The sequence below is a fragment of the Bacteroidota bacterium genome (genome assembly GCA_016699695.1).
Lineage (GTDB): Bacteria > Bacteroidota > Bacteroidia > Bacteroidales > UBA10428 > UBA10428.
In genome coordinates this window covers 1235410-1253414 of the sequence record CP065006.1, presented here as the reverse complement: position 1 = coordinate 1253414, position 18005 = coordinate 1235410, and the positions used below count along the sequence as shown (strand labels likewise).

General features: G+C 40.9%; 14 protein-coding genes. 12 read left to right on the top strand and 2 right to left on the bottom strand.

Annotation, left to right across the window (positions count from 1 at the left end):
• The first annotated feature begins 7 nt into the window (after positions 1-7).
• The 4 genes from IPM71_05350 to IPM71_05335 all read left to right on the top strand — a co-directional run bounded on the left by IPM71_05350 (position 8) and on the right by IPM71_05335 (position 5433).
• Entirely contained in the window at positions 8-586 is a 579-nt protein-coding gene (locus IPM71_05350; protein ID QQS52160.1) for a hypothetical protein, read from the top strand.
• Positions 587-673: 87 nt separating this feature from the next.
• The gene (locus tag IPM71_05345) at positions 674-1630 is read left to right on the top strand and encodes a hypothetical protein (GenBank protein QQS52159.1); all 957 of its coding nucleotides are present in this window, start codon (positions 674-676) and stop codon (positions 1628-1630) included.
• Positions 1631-1644: 14 nt separating this feature from the next.
• Positions 1645-4083, top strand: coding sequence for a hypothetical protein (locus IPM71_05340; GenBank protein ID QQS52158.1), 2439 nt, complete (start codon positions 1645-1647; stop codon positions 4081-4083).
• A 303-nt stretch (positions 4084-4386) separates the two neighbouring features.
• The gene (locus tag IPM71_05335; GenBank protein ID QQS52157.1) at positions 4387-5433 is read left to right on the top strand and encodes a hypothetical protein; all 1047 of its coding nucleotides are present in this window, start codon (positions 4387-4389) and stop codon (positions 5431-5433) included.
• A 196-nt stretch (positions 5434-5629) separates the two neighbouring features.
• On the opposite strand, the gene IPM71_05330 is transcribed toward IPM71_05335, so the two are convergent.
• A complete protein-coding gene (locus IPM71_05330) occupies positions 5630-7006 on the bottom strand; it encodes a tryptophanase (GenBank protein QQS52156.1) in 1377 nt (458 codons plus the stop codon).
• Positions 7007-7322: 316 nt separating this feature from the next.
• On the opposite strand from IPM71_05330, the gene IPM71_05325 reads away from it, so the two are divergent.
• The 8 genes from IPM71_05325 (at position 7323) to IPM71_05290 (ending at position 16801) form a co-directional block, all read left to right on the top strand.
• Complete coding sequence (locus IPM71_05325; protein ID QQS52155.1) at positions 7323-8249, top strand: exopolyphosphatase; 927 nt, start codon at positions 7323-7325, stop codon at positions 8247-8249.
• Between the two features lie 98 nt (positions 8250-8347).
• Positions 8348-9514, top strand: coding sequence for a sigma-54-dependent Fis family transcriptional regulator (locus tag IPM71_05320; GenBank protein ID QQS52154.1), 1167 nt, complete (start codon positions 8348-8350; stop codon positions 9512-9514).
• A 13-nt stretch (positions 9515-9527) separates the two neighbouring features.
• Positions 9528-11021, top strand: a complete 1494-nt coding sequence (locus IPM71_05315; GenBank protein ID QQS52153.1) for a glycosyltransferase family 39 protein — start codon at positions 9528-9530, stop codon at positions 11019-11021.
• 9 nt (positions 11022-11030) lie between these two features.
• Positions 11031-11984 carry a glycosyltransferase family 2 protein gene (locus IPM71_05310; GenBank protein QQS52152.1) on the top strand — a complete coding sequence of 318 codons (954 nt, stop codon included), beginning with the start codon at positions 11031-11033 and terminating at the stop codon, positions 11982-11984.
• Position 11985: 1 nt separating this feature from the next.
• Positions 11986-12723 (top strand): class I SAM-dependent methyltransferase, encoded by a 738-nt coding sequence (locus tag IPM71_05305; protein QQS52151.1) that lies wholly within the window; start codon positions 11986-11988, stop codon positions 12721-12723.
• A complete protein-coding gene (locus IPM71_05300; protein QQS52150.1) occupies positions 12713-14317 on the top strand; it encodes a hypothetical protein in 1605 nt (534 codons plus the stop codon). The genes IPM71_05305 and IPM71_05300 overlap by 11 nt, the downstream gene beginning before the upstream one ends.
• A 3-nt stretch (positions 14318-14320) precedes the next feature.
• Positions 14321-15949 (top strand): hypothetical protein, encoded by a 1629-nt coding sequence (locus tag IPM71_05295; GenBank protein ID QQS52149.1) that lies wholly within the window; start codon positions 14321-14323, stop codon positions 15947-15949.
• A 96-nt stretch (positions 15950-16045) separates the two neighbouring features.
• Positions 16046-16801: a hypothetical protein gene (locus IPM71_05290; GenBank protein ID QQS52148.1), complete on the top strand. Its 756-nt coding sequence runs from the start codon at positions 16046-16048 to the stop codon at positions 16799-16801.
• A gap of 78 nt (positions 16802-16879) precedes the next feature.
• On the opposite strand, the gene IPM71_05285 is transcribed toward IPM71_05290, so the two are convergent.
• Positions 16880-18004 (bottom strand): hypothetical protein, encoded by a 1125-nt coding sequence (locus tag IPM71_05285; protein ID QQS52147.1) that lies wholly within the window; start codon positions 18002-18004, stop codon positions 16880-16882.
• Position 18005: the final 1 nt, after the last annotated feature.

The following is an 18005-nucleotide window of genomic DNA, read 5'->3' as shown; positions in this document are numbered from 1 at the left end:
TTGTAACATGAAAATAAATACAGTGCTGTTGCTATCTTTTTTACTGGTATTGCCGACTATACTTATTGCCCAAAACAACGACAATCCGCTGAACGGCCCCAAAAGCGAATATTATCCAAGCGGGAAAATCATGAAAGAATATATTCTCTCGGATGGCGTTCCCGATGGTATTTATAAATATTACAGCGAAAAAGGGCCTCTGTTGGAGGAGCAAAAACTTGTAAAAGGTATCCGGCAGGGAATACAAAAAACATTTTACGAAAGTGGACAGGTTCATATGGAACAAAACTATGAAAATGGTGTCCCGCAAGGACTATCTAAGGAATACTACGAAAACGTAACACTAAAATCGGAAAGCAATCTGACCGGGGAGCCTTGGGAATATTCGGGATATACGAATACTTTTTACGAAGATGGGAAAAAACATACTGAAAGTCAGATTAGGCATGGTGAAATCACTAGCTCTGTTTCATACGACCGGGAAGGACGGGTAAGTTCGGAGTACACTGGGGGAACCACGTATGATTACTGGTATGAAGAAAATGGCAAAAAGCATGTTTTAATTAACGGTGTGCCACAAGATTAATTTATCCTAAAGAATAGTATTCCAAGTTGCTTGCTGCATGGCAGTTATTAACGAACAATTCAGGTTTAACTCATTTTATAAAATAGTATGAAAACTCCATTTTTTGCAATCCTGGTTTTTACAATCCTGGTTTATCGTAGCAATGCCCAGGAACTTCCACTGGTTTTAGAAAAACAGGGCACATTCGAAATTCTGAACCGTACCGATTATGTCGGTTCGGATTGCAGTTTTACAAAAGCCGAAATGACAGCAAACCTTCAGAAAATTAATGAACTGGTTGCTATTATAAGAAAGAATCAGGTGTTAAGCGAAACGAAAGGCTTCGATGGCCGGGCGCGGATTTATACCACTGTTGCCTGCCAGTACGAAGGGGTTTATGGGGTCCCTTCACGCATTAGTTTCGAATTTGCTGCGTGGTACCGAAAAAAGGATGGAACTGAAGTCCGCGGCTTGATAGAACCACCCGAATGGTCGATTTATTTAAATATGGTTCAGCCCGGCTGGTCTGCAGGTTTTTCCCGCAACCCGGATTTCTTTGCCATTCCCGAAAAAAAGGAAACCATAGCGCAGGGAATCGACGTGTATGATGGCGAATATTTTGTATTGTATGACCCGGCCAAGCCCGATTACTGGCTGCCTGTCACCGTAAAGGAGGCTTTCGATGTGGCATATGCCGAAATTAAACGTAACTCCGATGAAATTCAGTGGGCATATTCAAAACAAATGCTGGATGAAGAGTGGGCTGCTATTCCGCCATCGGACTGGAACAAACACGCTACGATGAGCGGAATGCTTTCTCGCGTTGGTACCCTCACCGGATTTCCGAAAATAATGAAGATAAACCCGGCCTATTGGGACAAAAGCAGGTTAAAATCCGAAATCCAGCTAATAACTTTTCATATGATTACCAACAAAAAATTCCTTGAACAGCGCACACAGGAATATCTGAAGGCCAATAGCATAAGTTACCACTGCGCCCGCTTCGAGGAATCGCTCGATATAAATTTTCCTAAAACCTTATTGCCTATTATTACAGCTCATTAACAGCCAGTTTTTTAATGAAATCAATACAACTTTTTGTTATTCTGATACTCTTGTGCGAAAGCATATTCTCACAATATGACGACACAGAAAACCGCCAATTGTGGTTGATAACGGCCAAAATTTCTACAACCAAAACCCACCAAAGAGACACATCGTCGACATTCGATGCAGGAGGCCATGCATGGTCCAAAGAAAGTCACCAGTCTGCACAAACTTCAGCCAGCGGACAAATTACTGCGGTCGTCGAGAACCAGGCAGAAAATCCTGACCTTGAATTCCTATACACCTCTGATGCCGGCGAACCCCTAAGTTTTTCTGTTACCGGTAAGGGAACATATAACTCATCATCGAAACACCGCGAAACTATCGATGGTAAAGTTGTAGACGAAGATATCCGGAGTGATAATGTTTCCGGCTCAGCAAGGCCCGAAGCTTCTATTCATTTCCAATATTCCGGTGAGTACAAATCTGCGAGCGCCAGCATTGATATAAAAGCTGTAGGTTCCTATTCAGGAAAAATGTTTGATGGGGAATGGAAAGATTATGGTGGCGATTACGACGACTACAATATATGGTGTTCGGGAGGCTGTGACCTTGGCTCCGACAGGAATTGCAACATTAACAAAACAGCCAATGGTTATTCTGCAAGTTGGAAATCGAGCGAAAGTAAAAAACGCTCCACGGCAAGCGGCCCGGAATTTACCACCGAGGAACACACCCTGGAAATTACAATTGTTCCTTACAAAGAGTCGGACAAACCGGCAATAACATTAGCCGGTTGCAAAAACATTGGTGTTGGAGAAACTGGCACGGTTACCGCCACCGCCAAACCCGAAGGAGGAAGCTATAAGTTCTGGGTAGAACCTGGCGATATACTTTCTGTAACTTCCGATGGCTCAGCTACGGCAACCGTCAACGGAGTAATGCCGGGTGAGGGTGTGCTAATGGTGGAATACACCACCCCGGATGGAAAAACGGCGCAAACTTCAATGGAAGCCTCGTGTGTTAGTATTGAATCGTACAACGGTGGTGAAGAAATACCTCAAATCGCGTTGTATGATGTTGATGGGAATAAAAAATCGGGCATTTTAACCATATCGGTTACCGGACAACCAGGAAATGCCGCTGAACTCGTGAAATTTGAGCCGGCAAATCCCGGAATCTTATCGGCGGTTGGCATAGGAAACAAAGTTACACTTCAGGGTATTGTCGAAGGAAGCACCATGCTTCAGGCAAAATCGGAATGTGGCGCTGCTGTTGGGCCTGCTGTAGAGGTTGAGGTTGTTAAGTGCGACGACGAAACTATTGCCACCATAGAAAGAATAAAAGAAGCAGCATTAGAAAACTTAGAAGAGGCCACAGAAGAATTACAAAGTTATGCAGGTTCTCCGGAATTTGAAAAAGCCAGGGACGAACTGGTGAGTTCAACTATTGAATTGCTAGCAAAAGCCGGCCTCACTATTATTGCGAATGGTAAAACATCGGGAGCTGTAAAAGTAACAGCCGAGATTGCCGACAAAGGAAGCGCCTTGTCAGAAATAATTGCCAGCAGCAACCCCGAAGAACTAAAAAACAATATTGGCAAAACAGCTTCCGGAGAATCGTTTGAGAAAATAGTGAAAAATCAGTTTGGGGAAGTTGTTGAGGGACTTTGGGGAAAATCGTTAAGTGCAGCAATTGGGGTTCTTGAAGTACAACAAGCAGCCGAGAAATTCGGCAATAATATTGGAGAAATCCTGAAACACGAAGAGGTAATGAAAAGTGTAGTCGAGAATTACGAAAAAGCACACAGAGACTTGAAGCGCATAACTTATCGCGAGCAGCAGTGCAACAGTCAAACAGAAGAATCCGAAGACGAGGATATCGAACTAGCCGATTTAACTCCGATTCCGGGCGAACAAACCCCTTCAACAAATCCAACTCCTACAATAGAACAACCAACAGAACAGGAGCCGCAAAACGACCAACCGACAGATGAAACACCTGCAACTGACGATGAAGTTCTGGTTGACCCCGAACCTCCAACTATACCTCCAAAACAAGTTGGGTTACCTTATGAGCCAGAAGAATGTGGATGTAACAGTTCGCAAAACCTTACGGTAAAATCAACCGATTTTGCAAAGTTGGGCGGCGGTATTAAAAACCTTGGTGAATGTGTCGAAGATTTCAGGAGCACATCGCTAACGGATTATCAAAATGCACTGCAAGAGTTGTCGTCCCTATCCGGGTCGCTGTCGGAATTGCTCAAAACAGATGCGGAAGCATTTTTAGTGAAGGCAATTGAATCGAAACCACAGCTCGATGAGCTTGTTATTAAGGTCAAAGCATACGAAACAGCGGGTGAGGATTTTCTAAATACACTGGTTAAATGTCCGGAATCGGTAACTACCGGTATGGAAATCTTTCAATCGGCCGAAACGATAACCATCGAATCGATTGATACAAATTATTGACAGCAATCTGGAAAGTATTTGTTTAAAAAACGCTTCTGCTGAATAAATCCGATTAAATAAAAATTACCGGATTGGTAATGCTGGAGAAATGGACAGTAAATACTATTGTAGTAATAAACAGATATCAAAACAATCAAACCATAGTTTAATAGCATTAATCTCAAGGTGAGAATAAGCAAGTTAGTTTTAGGATAAAGATTATATTTTGTATTATTTAATTGCCCCGGGCTTAAGCCCGGGGCAATTAAGGGTTTTAGCCCAAAAGGTTAATTTTTATTTGACAACAGTTTATTTAATAAAAAAATGAAAATCATTACGCTTTTAACCACCGCATTTATATTTTCGGTTCTTTCACACGCACAAGAGACAAAATGGTTACTGAATAAAGAAGGGAAATACCGCTTCGAAAGCCACCTGCTGGAAAAGTCATATAGTCTGCGTAATGCAACACTAAGCTCAACCGTAAACCTTGCTTTTAAAAAAAATGTAGCCGATGCAGCAGAATGGTTCCATCAAAACCATCCCATGCTTCTTAACCCAACAGGTTACGACCTGCGGGCACTAACTACCTGGGTTTGGGGCGATTTTTCGACAATTTCCGAATCGGAATATGGTATACCGGCGTCATTAGATTTTTTATTTGAAATTTTCGACTCAAAAGGTGGAAAATGGACCATTGAACCTCCCCAATCCGGAATTATGATAAACAATATTGCCGGTGGGCACGATGGTTGGTTTTTTACCCCCGAATCCATCGTTGAAGACGGTTCGCGATACGACCTTTCTCAGGCAGACAAAGTCAATAAAGCGCTTCAGCAACTTAGCTCGTATTTCCCTGTTTTCCCACTTAAAAGGCAGCTTTCCCCGGGAGTTAATGAGTATGAGTCTTACCCGGGAGGAAGAACAACCATTGTGGTTTTCAACCCCGAAAGGCCCCCGTTTTGGATTCCGGTTACCGTAAAGGAGATGGCCGATGCCCACCTGGCATATTATTCCTTGTTCCAAAAAGTTGAAATCGACAGAATGGTGTTGGAAGAACTGAAGAAGGAAATTGCAGAACTAACTCCTGCAGAATTGGCCGCACCGGCATATGCGGGGCACGATTCACACTTTGTGTTAAAAGTCAACGGGCGCGGACAAGGTTTGCAGATTATGCGCTTCAACCCTGATTATTGGGATAAATCGTTACCACAGTCTGCCATTCAGTTTATGTCGTTTTGGAATGTAAACCTAAGTGAAGAACAGCAGGCAGAAGATTTGAAAAGAAGAGGCTATCCCAAATACTCACAGCTATTTATCAATCAAATTAACTGGAGCGGAGTTGCCGGACTGATTGAGAAAGGGAAATAACCAAAAAAGAATATACGTATCATTAATAGTCGAGTATTGATTTTTCCAAAGAGCCAGCAATGTAACACACTTTTATATGGCTGAACAAATTTTCCTGATGCAGAGCTATATTTTTAAATGCATAATTGGGTGTCTATTTGCTGAGTTAGCGTACAATTTAAGTAGCCAAAGGACAATAGGTTAAACGAAAATAATATTAGAGTTTCTCCAGCTTCACTGTAAAATGCCTCATCAATGGTGCCTCATGAACTATCCGGTAGCCACTTTTAAGATCTTCGCGCCTATCATAAACATTTTTAAGTGCAGCTGCTACCACTTGCATATGGTTGTTGGTATAAGTACGCCGCGGAATAGCCAACCGTAAAAATTCTATGGCCGGATAACGGTTTTCGCGCGTAACTGGATCGCGGTCGGCCAGCAGTGTACCTATTTCTACTGCACGCACCCCTGCTTCTTTGTAGAGTTCGACAGCCAGGGTTTGTGCAACAAATTCTTCTTTTGGCAGGTGGGGTAAAAAGGCATTGGCATTCACAAAAATCGCATGGCCTCCGTAGGGGTGCTGCACCGGTATGCCATAACCGTCGAGCAGTTCGCCCAGATAAGCGGTTTGCTTAATTCGTGCATCCAGAATCTCAAAACTGGTACCCTCGTAAAGTCCTGTGGCCAGCGCATCCATGTCGCGCCCAGACATGCCACCATAAGTCAGGTAACCTTCGAAAAGGATGTTGAAGCTTGAGGCTTTTTCGAACAAGCTGGCATTGCGCATGGCAATAAAGCCACCCATGTTCACATAGCCATCTTTTTTGCTGCTCATGGTCATGGCATCGCCATGGCCGAACATTTCTAGTACAATTTCGCGTATGCTTTTTTCGGCATATGCTTGTTCGCGGAGTTTAATAAAATAGGCATTTTCTGCAAAACGGGCGCCATCGAAACAAAGCATTATGCCATAGCGGTTGGCAAGAGACTTTACCTGTTTAATATTTTCCATCGATACAGGTTGTCCGCCGGCTGAATTGTTGGTGATGGTAATCAGAATGAAGGGAATTTTTTCTGCCCCATGCTCCAGAATTGTTTTTTCCAGCTTCGTCAGGCACACATTTCCTTTGAAAGGGAAATAATTCGAAGTGTCTTTGGCCTCGTCTACCGTGCAATCGATGGCACGCGCCTTTCTGAATTCGATATGCCCTTTGGTGGTATCGAAATGGCTGTTGCCGGGTATAATGTCACCCTCCTTGATGAGTGCCGAAAAAAGCACATTTTCGGCAGCCCTTCCCTGATGGGTAGGTAAAAAATACTCAAATCCTGTAAGACTACTTACAGACTCTTTTAGCCTGTAATACGATGATGCACCTGCATAACTTTCGTCGGCCTGCATCATGGCTGCCCACTGATGGTGGCTCATGGCTCCGGTGCCAGAGTCTGTGAGCAGGTCGATAAACACCTGTTCGCTGCGTAAATTAAAAAGATTATAGTGAGCCTCTTTTATCCATTGCTCGCGTTCATGACGTGTGCTGGGGCGTATGGGCTCCACCATTTTTATTTTGTATGGCTCTGCATAAGGGATTTCCATTACTGAAAGTGTTTAATGAGAAAAATAAAGCAAAATTGTTGTGAGGGGAAGAGAAAAACTATGCAGAAAAAGAATCACGCTTTTTGATTTGCCGAAAAAGGATTTTTGGCAATGATTGGATTTGAACTACGTTGGTATGATAGTAAGCCTTCAACTTTGCACTTTTAAGTGGGCTAAAAGTAAAGTTTATGTTTTAGATATAAAATGATTTATTTCAAAAATATCAATTCATAAGTCATTTGCCTGAGGTATTTCGGATTTTTGCCATTTGGGCTCATAGGGATTTTACTACTTTTACCAATGAAACAAGATTTCTATGAAACGCATTGCCGTGCTCGATTTGGGTACCAACACATTCAACATACTTATTGCCGAGGCAGACGAAAAGGACTACACCATTCTGCACAGCGGGAAACGACCAGTTAAGCTGGGAGAAGGAGGTATCAACCGGGGAGAGATTATTCCCACAGCTATAGCCCGTGGACTGAAAGCCATTGAAGAATATGCCCAAATAATTCGGCAGTATAAGGTGACAGAATTGAAGGCTTTTGGCACCTCTGCACTCCGGTCGGCTTCCAATGGCTACTTGCTTACGGATGCCATCAGGGAATCTACCGGCATTGAAGTGGAAATTGTGTCGGGCGACCGCGAAGCCGAACTCATCTACCTGGGTGTAAGACAAACCCTGTTGCTCAACAACAAAAAATTTCTTATCCTCGATATTGGCGGCGGAAGTAACGAATTTATCGTGGCCGATACCCACAGAATTTATTGGAAGAAAAGCTACAACCTGGGCATTGCCCGCTTGTTGGAACGCTTCAAACCTTCAGATCCTATTGCCATCGAGGAAGAGAATGAGATCCGAAACTATGTGCAGTATGAATTGCGGGATCTTTTGGAGGTCTTGCAGCACAATTCCATCGACACTCTGGTAGGGGCATCCGGATCGTTTGAGACCTTTGCACACTTAATAAGCAATACGGAGGCAATAGAAACACAAGGCGAAACAGAGGCCATTTCGAAGGAAATTCCCCTTTCGCAGTTTTATAAATTGCACGCCATGCTTTCGGCTTCGACCAAACAGGAGCGCGGGTTGATGAAAGGAATGGAGCCCATGCGAATTGAGATGATTGTGCTGGCCAGCCTTTTTGTAAAAATCCTGTTCGAAAACCACACTTTTACCACCCTCTACCAATCGAATTTCTCGCTGAAAGAAGGGGCAGCTTACGAAATGGTAAACTAAGATCTTAAGAATTGAACAATCTCTTATCTTTTCAACCCATCTTGCAGCTTGAGTAAAAACATCTAAATTTAGCACTTCAACCTTTCAATATAAATAGCATGGCCCAGATACTGGTAATCGACGACGAACGCAGCATACGCAATACCCTGAAAGATATTCTCGAATACGAACAACACCAGGTTGATCTGGCCGAAAACGGACCTGCTGGCATTGAATTCTTCAAACAAAAGGTATACGAACTGGTGTTTTGCGACATTAAAATGCCCGAAATGGATGGCATGGAAGTATTGCAACAGCTGATGGAAGTAAATGCCGATGTGCCGGTAGTAATGATTTCGGGCCATGGCACCATCGAAACAGCCGTGGAAGCCATTAAAAAAGGGGCCTATGATTTTATTGCCAAACCACTCGACCTGAACCGACTGTTGGTTACTCTTAAAAACGCTCTCGAACGCCAGGACCTGGTGAGTGAAACACGCAGGCTGAAAAAGAAAATAGGGAAAAAGGCCGACATGGTGGGTAAATCGCCAGCTATCCGGCAGGTAAAAGAAATGATCGAAAAAGTGGCACCCACCGATGCCCGAGTACTCATAACCGGCGACAATGGCACCGGGAAAGAACTGGTAGCCCGCTGGTTGCACGAAAAAAGTAATCGTGCCTCAGGACCTTTTATCGAAGTGAACTGTGCAGCCATACCTTCTGAACTTATCGAAAGTGAACTCTTCGGGCACGAGAAGGGAGCCTTTACCTCGGCCATCAAGCAGCGGAAAGGGAAATTTGAACAGGCCGAAGGGGGCACCATCTTTCTCGACGAGATTGGCGACATGAGCCTTGCAGCCCAGGCCAAGGTGCTCAGGGCCTTGCAGGAGCATAAAATATCGCGGGTGGGCAGCGACAAGGATATCGACATCAACGTGCGGGTACTGGCGGCCACCAACAAAAATATGAAGCTCGAGATAGACGAAAAGAAATTCAGAGAAGACCTCTACCACCGGCTGAGTGTGATTCTGATCCATGTGCCATCGCTCAACGACCGGAAAGAAGATATACCCATGCTGGCAGAACATTTTAACGACCTGATATGCAGCGAATATGGCCAGCCTAAGAAAGAATTTATGCCCGATGCCATCGAAGCCCTGCAGCAAATAAACTGGACAGGTAATATACGTGAGTTTCGTAACGTAGTAGAAAGGCTACTGATACTCTGCGACAAAAAAATTACCGGGCAGGATGTGAAGAACTATGCAGCGCCAATTTCGAGGTAAACTCACAAGGAACATGACAAATCCAGAGCAAATCAAAGGAATAAAGAAGCTGGGTGTATTCCTAATTTTAATAATCAGTGGCTATTTTGTTTTTTTTCTTCATCTCGATTCCGATGCGATTTTCATGTGGGACGAATCACGGCTTGCTGTAAATGGAGCCGAGATGTCATTAAACGGGAATTATCTTGTACCTACTTTTAATGGCGAACCGGATATGTGGAATACCAAACCACCTCTTATGGTCTGGCTTCAGGCAATTTGCATGAAACTTAATGGAATCAACGAGCTTTCTGTCAGGCTCCCGTCAGCCATCGCCGCGCTGGCTACTTTTCTGTTTTTGTTTTACTTCATGTTAAAGCAATTTCGAAACAGATTAATTGGCCTTGCAGCTGCACTAGGTCTGCTTACATGCGATGGCTACATTGCCATACACATTGCCCGCACGGGTGATTACGATGCATTGCTGGCCCTTCTTACAACACTTTATCTGTTTTTGTTTTATCTGACTGTAAGTAAGGACCAAGATAACATCAATGTAAAGTACTTATTTGCAGGTTCAGTTTTTGCAATATTGGCTTTTTATACCAAAACCATACAGGGATTAATATTTATACCAGCCACGTATCTTTTTCTATTGCTTTCTGTCAGATTTCGACCCAAAGCATTTTTTGGATTGACTATTTCTCTGGCGGGCATTTTACTTGTTTGCTTGGCCTATTACATTGTTCGCGAAAGAATAAACCCCGGATACATCGAAGCGAGTATATACAACGATGTTACCGGAAGGTATTTCGATCAGGTTGTTTCGCCAAAACCATGGAACTACTACCTGAAACATTTGCTAAATATGAAATTCAGTTACCTTTTCTATAGCTTGCCTTTCGTCCTATTATATGCCTACCGGCTACGTCAAAAGGCTGAAGGAAAGTTTCTACTTTACCTATTAATAAATCTGATATTCTATTTTGCAGTTATTCAGGTTAGCCAATCGAAGGGTTTGCAATACCTTGCACCTGCCTATCCTATCATGGCAGCATTATTTGGCATAACCTTCATAGCTTTCGCCAACGAACTGTTTTCCATATCCGGGGTAAAAGCTTCTAAGCCCATACTTCTTATTGTGGTTATAATTCTATTTATTTTTCCCTATATCAGTATTCTGAATAAAAACCTTACCCGATTTGATACAAACGGATGGTGGTCGATTAAATACGGGCATTATATGCACAGGGTGGTAACAAAGCAACCCGGGTTGAATGCAATTAGTATTTTACACAATGGTTACAATGCTCACCTTGATTTTTATCTTATTGCAGACCAACAAAAACAGCTTAGCACATTTAAAAAGACTATTGCAGATAGTTTAAAACCCGGTGAATATATTTTATTTTGCGGGTCGGGTTATTTAAAAAAGATTGAAGAGAAGTTTTCTTATCAACTAATCGATACTTATGAGAACTGTTTCCTGATTCGTTTAAACGAAACCACAGACATCAAAACTGAATAATTCAATTTCATGAAAAAAGACCTACCCTGTCTTGCTATTGTAGTTCCTTGTTTTAACGAAGAGGAAGTGTTGGGTGCAACTGCCGATGTGCTTCTCAAAAAAGTACATCAGTTAAAAACAAAAGGAATCGTTGCAGAAAAAAGTTTCTTAGTATTTGTGAACGACGGAAGCACTGACACGACCTGGCAAAAAATTGCTGAGCTTGGTCAGATACATCCCAACATCAAAGGAATTAATCTCGCCAGAAACTTTGGGCATCAGGCTGCATTGTTGGCTGGCATCAATCATTTTGCCCAAAAGGCAGATTGCATAGTTTCCATCGATGCCGACCTGCAAGACGATGTCGAAGTGATTGACCAGATGCTGGATGCGCATAATAATGGCTTTGACGTGGTTTATGGCGTCAGGCAGGAGCGAAAAACGGATTCCTTCTTTAAACGAACGACAGCTTTGTTTTTTTATAAAATTATGCGTTGGCTAGGAGTCGATATCGTATACAACCATGCCGACTTTAGGCTCACCAGTCGGCGGTTCAATGCCGAGCTTTTGCGTTTCGACGAACGAAATTTGTTTTTAAGAGGTATTGTACCCGCCATAGGACTCAGGCAGACCAGTGTGTTTTACAACCGCAAAGAACGAATGGCCGGCACCACCAAATATCCTTTTCGCAAGATGGTATCCTTTGCCTTCGAAGGCATCACTTCATTTTCAGTGCGCCCCTTGAGGATCATCACCATATCTGGTTTAGTCATATTTATCTTGTGTGTAGTTTTATCGGCTATCACCATAATCTCTTTCCTGAATGGCAACACTGTCCGCGGGTGGGCTTCGACCGTGCTGCCATTTTATCTGCTGGGTGGCTTGCACATTTTCTTTCTGGGCATAATTGGCGAATACATTGGCAAAATTTACAAGGAGATAAAAAAGCGTCCTCGTTATATCATTGAATCTACCCTTGAATAGTATGGAAGGTTCCTACAACGATACCCAGCTTCTTACCAATTATCCCAATGGAATTGAAAACCATTATTGGAATGCCTCACGCAATATAATTCTCGAAAAGGTTTTAAACAGGCAGCAGTTAAAAAACAAAACCTTGCTGGAAATTGGTTGTGGCCGGGGTGTTGTGGTGCAATACCTTAATGAAAGAGGTTTTGATTGCTGGGGAGTTGATCTGGCTGCAGGCGAACCAATAAAAAAAAGCACAAAAATCTATATGAGTAAAAGTGCTTTTGATCTTGATGCCTCTTTCCGAAACAAGGTAGATGCGATTTTACTGCTCGATGTGATTGAACACTTGCCCTCTCCTGAAGAATTTTTGCTGAAGGTAAAAGAATCTTTTCCGAATGCACTTTACTATCTTTTAACAGTACCGGCACGTCAGGAGCTTTGGTCGAATTACGATGAGTTTTATGGACATTTCCGGCGGTACAACAAAGAAATGCTCGTAAAACATACAAAAGGCTTGACTGGAAAAATAGTCCGGTTGACCTATTTCTTTCATCTCCTTTACTATCCGGCAAGGGTACTAAAAGGCTTGAAAATAAAACGGAATGTATATTTATTGCCACCGAAAGGCATCTTTCAGAAATTAATACATACCATGTTCAAATGGCTTTTTTATATTGAATTCAAAATTGTTCCCGGCATTGTTCCCGGCACAAGCCTGCTGGGCGTTATACGTTTGAGCGATGAAAAATAGGATTCAAATATCAGGAGGTTTGATGCTAACCGTTTCGGTGGCGATTAACCTTATACTAACTTTGCAATATTTTATTACAGCAAGTCCAAAATTTATCGATTACCTGTTTAATGCCGACCTCTTATTTATGCACACCCTCTATGACGATTTTTTTGTCAGCGGCCATGGCATTAAAGGTTGGACCTTTCCGGGGGGTCAGTTTTTCTTCCCCGATATGGCTTTGTATTTTCTGATCAGAACCTTTGTGGAGCATCCGGGCACCATTTATCTGATCTATGTTTTTGTTCAGCAAAGCCTTATTTTATTTGCTGTAGCATTACTCATACGCAATATTTTTAGTGAGGGCCATTTGTGGATTGCAGCAGCAAGCATATTGATGTTTTCGCTTATTCCGGCCATTGCCATTGTCGATAACGATTACCTTTTCCCTTTTTACCTTTATACCGTTAATTTTCATGTGGGTGCATTCCTTCTTACTATTTACTTTTTTCTTGCAATACTTGCATATTATAAAAGTCCGAGATGGTCAGGATTAGTGCTTATTTTTATTTTAGTTTTTTTAGGATATGTTTCAAGTAAGCTTTTTCTTTTAATGGGTATCGTACCCTCATCTATAGCATTTTTAATAATACTCTTATTCGGTAAACATAAAAGGAATTGGATTAAAGCCATGGTGGTTATTGCGTCTGGATTTGTTTTGGCGATGATTACTTCACGTATGCTTGAGCTATATTTAATAAACGTTATTAAGTATAATACCAAGCCCGACTTTGCTAATATTTCCTTTTCTGTTAATCTTTTTAGCCAGCAGTTATTCGATTATATCAAACATTTGAATATTCGTTCTTTGGTAATATTAAATTACTTTATAGTTTTTGGCATTGGTATTTGGTTATTTTTTAAGAGTTTAAGCAAAAGAGATGCCTTCGAAATGCTTTGGATTTCCATGGTGATAGTTTATCTGGCCGGAGTTTTTCTTGGTCCCATTATTACTGGCATGTATAAGTATACTCCACAAATACGATATAATATTTCAGTTTTTTATTTAGGACTCATTATGCTTTTCCCATTTCTATTGAAGCTTAACAGAACCAGATTAAAAACGGTGAAGATTTCGACTGTCTTTTTGATGCTAATTTTTGGGATTATTATAGGCATTGGTTTTACAAAAACAACAGTAAAACCTAGCTATTATTCACATTACTACCCAAAGTATATACAGATCTTAGATTCGCTAAATTGCGAGTACAATTTAGAAAATGGATTATCAATATATGAGTATTCCACCCAAATAAGGTCGTTCAGCAAAACCGGTTTGAGGGTATATAATGGGAATACGAATAACCTGAATTGCGATTACTTTTTGTCGAACAAAGCTTGGTATCATGGCAAGAGCCAAGAAGGCGAAAGGCCTGTTTTTAATTTCTTATTTCACAACAAACCTTTGAATGACAGTGTTTTACAGAAGCATTTTAGTGAAAAAGAATACTTGTACCAACAGCTAGGTCAAATGCATTTTTACCTGATACCCGATTATGTATATAATGATAACCGAACTATTGTTGTTCTTAAAGACTCTTTGATAGCCCCATAAGATATGTTTAAAAGAAGAAAGAATCAATTGCTTTCGAAATTGAGAAAGTTTTTTACAGTACCACCAATTCAAGCTTCAGTGTTATTTGTTGTGCCTGTTTTTATAGTACTTATCAATATTCAGCTTTCCAATGCATCGGGACCTATGAGCATTCGGTTTTCTGATCCGGAGTTTATTTATCTTTTTAATGGAATGATCATGGCAGAGCCCAACCTGCAAGTTGGCCATATTGATAATCCGGGCACACCCTTGCAAGTCATTGCAGCAATTAGCACCCGCATTGCTCACTTTTTTGTAGGCAAAGAGTCCTATTTTGATGATGTATTAATGCGACCAGATTTTTACCTGGGAATTATTAATTGCACATTGAATAGTCTGGTTGGCATTTTCAGTCTAATCTTTGGCATCGGATTATTTAAAGTTACCGGAAACATCCTCATTTCGCTCTTAGTCCAAATTACCCCATTCTCAAGCCATGAAACCATTGTATCCATGACAAGGGTTTTGCCAGATCCATTTATTTGGCTTGCCTTTATCTGTCTGGTGTATTACCTTATTAAGTACTATTTTGATAGTGATTCAAATGCCCGTCTTAAACATTATGCATTGATGATGGGACTTACCTGTGGGTTTGCATTATCTTTTAAATTTGATGCGCTTAGTTTGTACCTTCTACCATTAATTATTCTGCCGGGTCTTAAGATTAAAATCAGATTTTTACTAATTGGTTTGCTATCTTTTTTCGTTTTTGCATTTCCTATACTTTTCGACCTGGATTTTATCTTTTTTTGGCTGAAAGGCTTGCTTACTCATACTGGTAAGTATGGTTATGGCGATCCGGGAATCATCAATCCTTCCGTTTTTTTTGATAATATACAAAGCATTTTAAAGTTTTATCCTGGGTATAAGTGGGGATTGATCGTAGTGATGCTTTCTCTTGTTCTTGGTTATTTTTTAAAGCCAAAAAATGGCGAGAAGCTATTTGTGATTCAATCTGCGCTTATTGTAACGGCAATTTTTCATGTGCTACTGGTTGCAAAGCATTTTGCTCTGCATTATATGCTTCCTGCACTTGGATTGTTTCCGCTTTTCGTTTTCTTTGGGTTTGAAACTTTTAACAGAAACCGGATTTTTCTCCGTAAGCTTGCGATGATCTCTGTGCTGGGCTTTGTTACCTATTCTTTCACCAATCAGTATAAAAAAACCATTCAATGGAAAAGGCAAGTAACAATTGCGAAAGAGGAGGTAGTGAAGGAAGTGCGCACAATTGTCGGCGATGGGAAGTTATTTATTGTATCTCAGCCCTATAATTTTTATTTTGAAGAGCAAGGTTTAGTGTTTGGTTACTTCTTTACAGGCAAATATCGTCGTCAATTTCAATCTGCTTTAGACAGAATCTACCCGAATAGTTTCGTGTACGATTTTGAAAACATGTATTTTCGCTCGGGAGTAGAGATTAACCCTGATAATTTTTTTAATCCCGGTGATGTCGCCTATGTTTTTATCTGTAGTAAAATTGCCGATAAGGCCCAACCATCGTTAAACCTTTTAGGCAAACTTTCGATGAAAGAAGTATACCGGAATGAGTATACAAACGATTATCTGCTTGAAGTGATAAAAGTTACGGAGTAGTTATCTTATTATGTCTTAACTTGGTTTTATAACAGGAAGGCGCTAGTATTTCAGAACATAAATATTAATTTCTACAAATAGCAAAAATTTATCGGTATGAAAAACATCATTTTAATTTTTTCTGTAATTCTTTTGCCAATCACTTTGGCATTGGCCAATCAGAACGGTGAAGAACAAGATAGCTTGAAAACTTATAAAAACACCATTCGCCTAAACATTAGCAATCCGGCACTATTTGGAGGAAAAAACTATGTATTGGGTTATGAGCGGGTTTTAAACTCGCATCAAAGCTTTTCGGTGAATGCCGGCACACTTAACCTGCCAAAATTCAGTCTGACAGGCGACAGCTCCATTGTATTGCACGATGAGGTCAAAGACAAAGGTTTTAGTATAGCCCTCGATTACCGGTTTTACCTGGCTTCGGAGAACAAGTATCAGGCACCTCGTGGAATTTACCTGGGGCCCTATTATGCCTTCCATTATTATACACGATACAACCATTGGACCATCCCGGGTTCTTCCGGAGATATGGAGGTATCCACCGATACCCGTCTGATAATGAATTTTATCGGAGTTCAACTGGGTTACCAGTTTGTGATCCGAAACCGCTTTACAGTTGATATGGTGTTGATGGGGCCCGGCCGCTGGTTTTACAATGTACAGCCAACAATTTCTACCAACCTGTCTACCGAAGACGAAGCCCTATTGCTCGATAAGCTATACGACCAACTGATCGAAACCCTTCCGGGAGGCAATTACCTGATCGATGACAACCAGATTACCATTAAAAACAATGTGAGCTCTTCGAGTTTTGGGTTCCGTTATCTGATTAACGTGGGGTATAGGTTTTAATGGAGATGAAATACCTTGGAAAGCAAAAACAGCATTGTGAAAAACCAGGAGAATTGTAGCTGAGGGACAATCTCAATATTAGTCACAATATAAAGCATAACAATCATCAATAAAACCCCATGCAAAACTTTGTAATTTGGTGACGTTTACCAAAATAAAAATTACATCACGTTTTTCAAGTTCTTCTTTTAAGTTCAGTTGTTTTGCATTGGTTTGGCCTTCTGACGGATATACTTCGTTGTAGTAAAACCAGAAATTAAAATCTGCAAATAATTCATCGAACCTATGATGAGCAACAGTATAGTAGTACGAATCGGCTACTACAAGCCCGCGCAAACTTGGTGCAAATATCGATTTATCTATGAACACATTTGGATAAGCATAGGTATCGTTGGTATTGATATAAAGCAGGTTTAAACCATCTTCAATATCTTTATCGGAGTTTCTGGGCCGGTTTGTCACGTCAAGTTTTTGCAGTTTTATTTCAGGTTGCGGAATCCCTGTGATTTGTTGCATATAGTTTCTTAATGAATCGACAACAAAATAAGTAGCATAATAGCTCCAATGAATTCCTGTTTTAGGATGAACTGAGTATGCCGATGTATCATCTAGGTTCTTAATAAAGGGTAAGAAGTCGATGTAATTTATTTTTAAAGAATCGAAGTTAAGTCGATAGCTTTCATAGTTTGTTTTTTTTGCTGTCAACTCATTATTTACAGGCAAATATTGTGGGTGAACAAATGATTTTGATGAAGCAACGACCACACATAAATGAACACCCTTGGTTTTTAATACTTCCTGCACCTTCAATAACTTCCATGTTTTCTGGTATACTGCCTCATCACCCAGATAGTCTGACCCGTAATACGAATCGATATATTGCTGGCCATAAAAGTGGTTTTCTTGTCCCCTTACAATGGTTGCGGCATTGATCTTATTAAAAAGATCAAACTCTAACTGGTTGTTTATCCTTACCAAATCGGGTTGAAACCCTATATTCCTTTTTTCATATGCTTCCATACTCATCTGAAACGAATCATCGAAAAAACTTTCCTTCGTAAACTCTACTCTTTCAACAGGTTTTATGTATCCTTTAAGTGGTTCAATTTTAAACACTTTTGTAACCCTCTGAATCAGTGGAAACAACAGTAAAAATAATATCAGACTAAACAATATGGTATTTCGAAAGTGGTTACTTTTCATA

Excerpts from the sequence above, each read along its gene's own strand:
- IPM71_05350 (QQS52160.1), top strand. The coding sequence starts at position 8 with ATGAAAATAAATACAGTGCTGTTGCTATCTTTTTTACTGGTATTGCCG.
- IPM71_05345 (QQS52159.1), top strand. The coding sequence starts at position 674 with ATGAAAACTCCATTTTTTGCAATCCTGGTTTTTACAATCCTGGTTTAT.
- IPM71_05340 (QQS52158.1), top strand. The coding sequence starts at position 1,645 with ATGAAATCAATACAACTTTTTGTTATTCTGATACTCTTGTGCGAAAGC.
- IPM71_05335 (QQS52157.1), top strand. The coding sequence starts at position 4,387 with ATGAAAATCATTACGCTTTTAACCACCGCATTTATATTTTCGGTTCTT.
- IPM71_05330 (QQS52156.1), bottom strand. The coding sequence starts at position 7,006 with ATGGAAATCCCTTATGCAGAGCCATACAAAATAAAAATGGTGGAGCCC.
- IPM71_05325 (QQS52155.1), top strand. The coding sequence starts at position 7,323 with ATGAAACGCATTGCCGTGCTCGATTTGGGTACCAACACATTCAACATA.
- IPM71_05320 (QQS52154.1), top strand. The coding sequence starts at position 8,348 with ATGGCCCAGATACTGGTAATCGACGACGAACGCAGCATACGCAATACC.
- IPM71_05315 (QQS52153.1), top strand. The coding sequence starts at position 9,528 with ATGACAAATCCAGAGCAAATCAAAGGAATAAAGAAGCTGGGTGTATTC.
- IPM71_05310 (QQS52152.1), top strand. The coding sequence starts at position 11,031 with ATGAAAAAAGACCTACCCTGTCTTGCTATTGTAGTTCCTTGTTTTAAC.
- IPM71_05305 (QQS52151.1), top strand. The coding sequence starts at position 11,986 with ATGGAAGGTTCCTACAACGATACCCAGCTTCTTACCAATTATCCCAAT.
- IPM71_05300 (QQS52150.1), top strand. The coding sequence starts at position 12,713 with ATGAAAAATAGGATTCAAATATCAGGAGGTTTGATGCTAACCGTTTCG.
- IPM71_05295 (QQS52149.1), top strand. The coding sequence starts at position 14,321 with ATGTTTAAAAGAAGAAAGAATCAATTGCTTTCGAAATTGAGAAAGTTT.
- IPM71_05290 (QQS52148.1), top strand. The coding sequence starts at position 16,046 with ATGAAAAACATCATTTTAATTTTTTCTGTAATTCTTTTGCCAATCACT.
- IPM71_05285 (QQS52147.1), bottom strand. The coding sequence starts at position 18,004 with ATGAAAAGTAACCACTTTCGAAATACCATATTGTTTAGTCTGATATTA.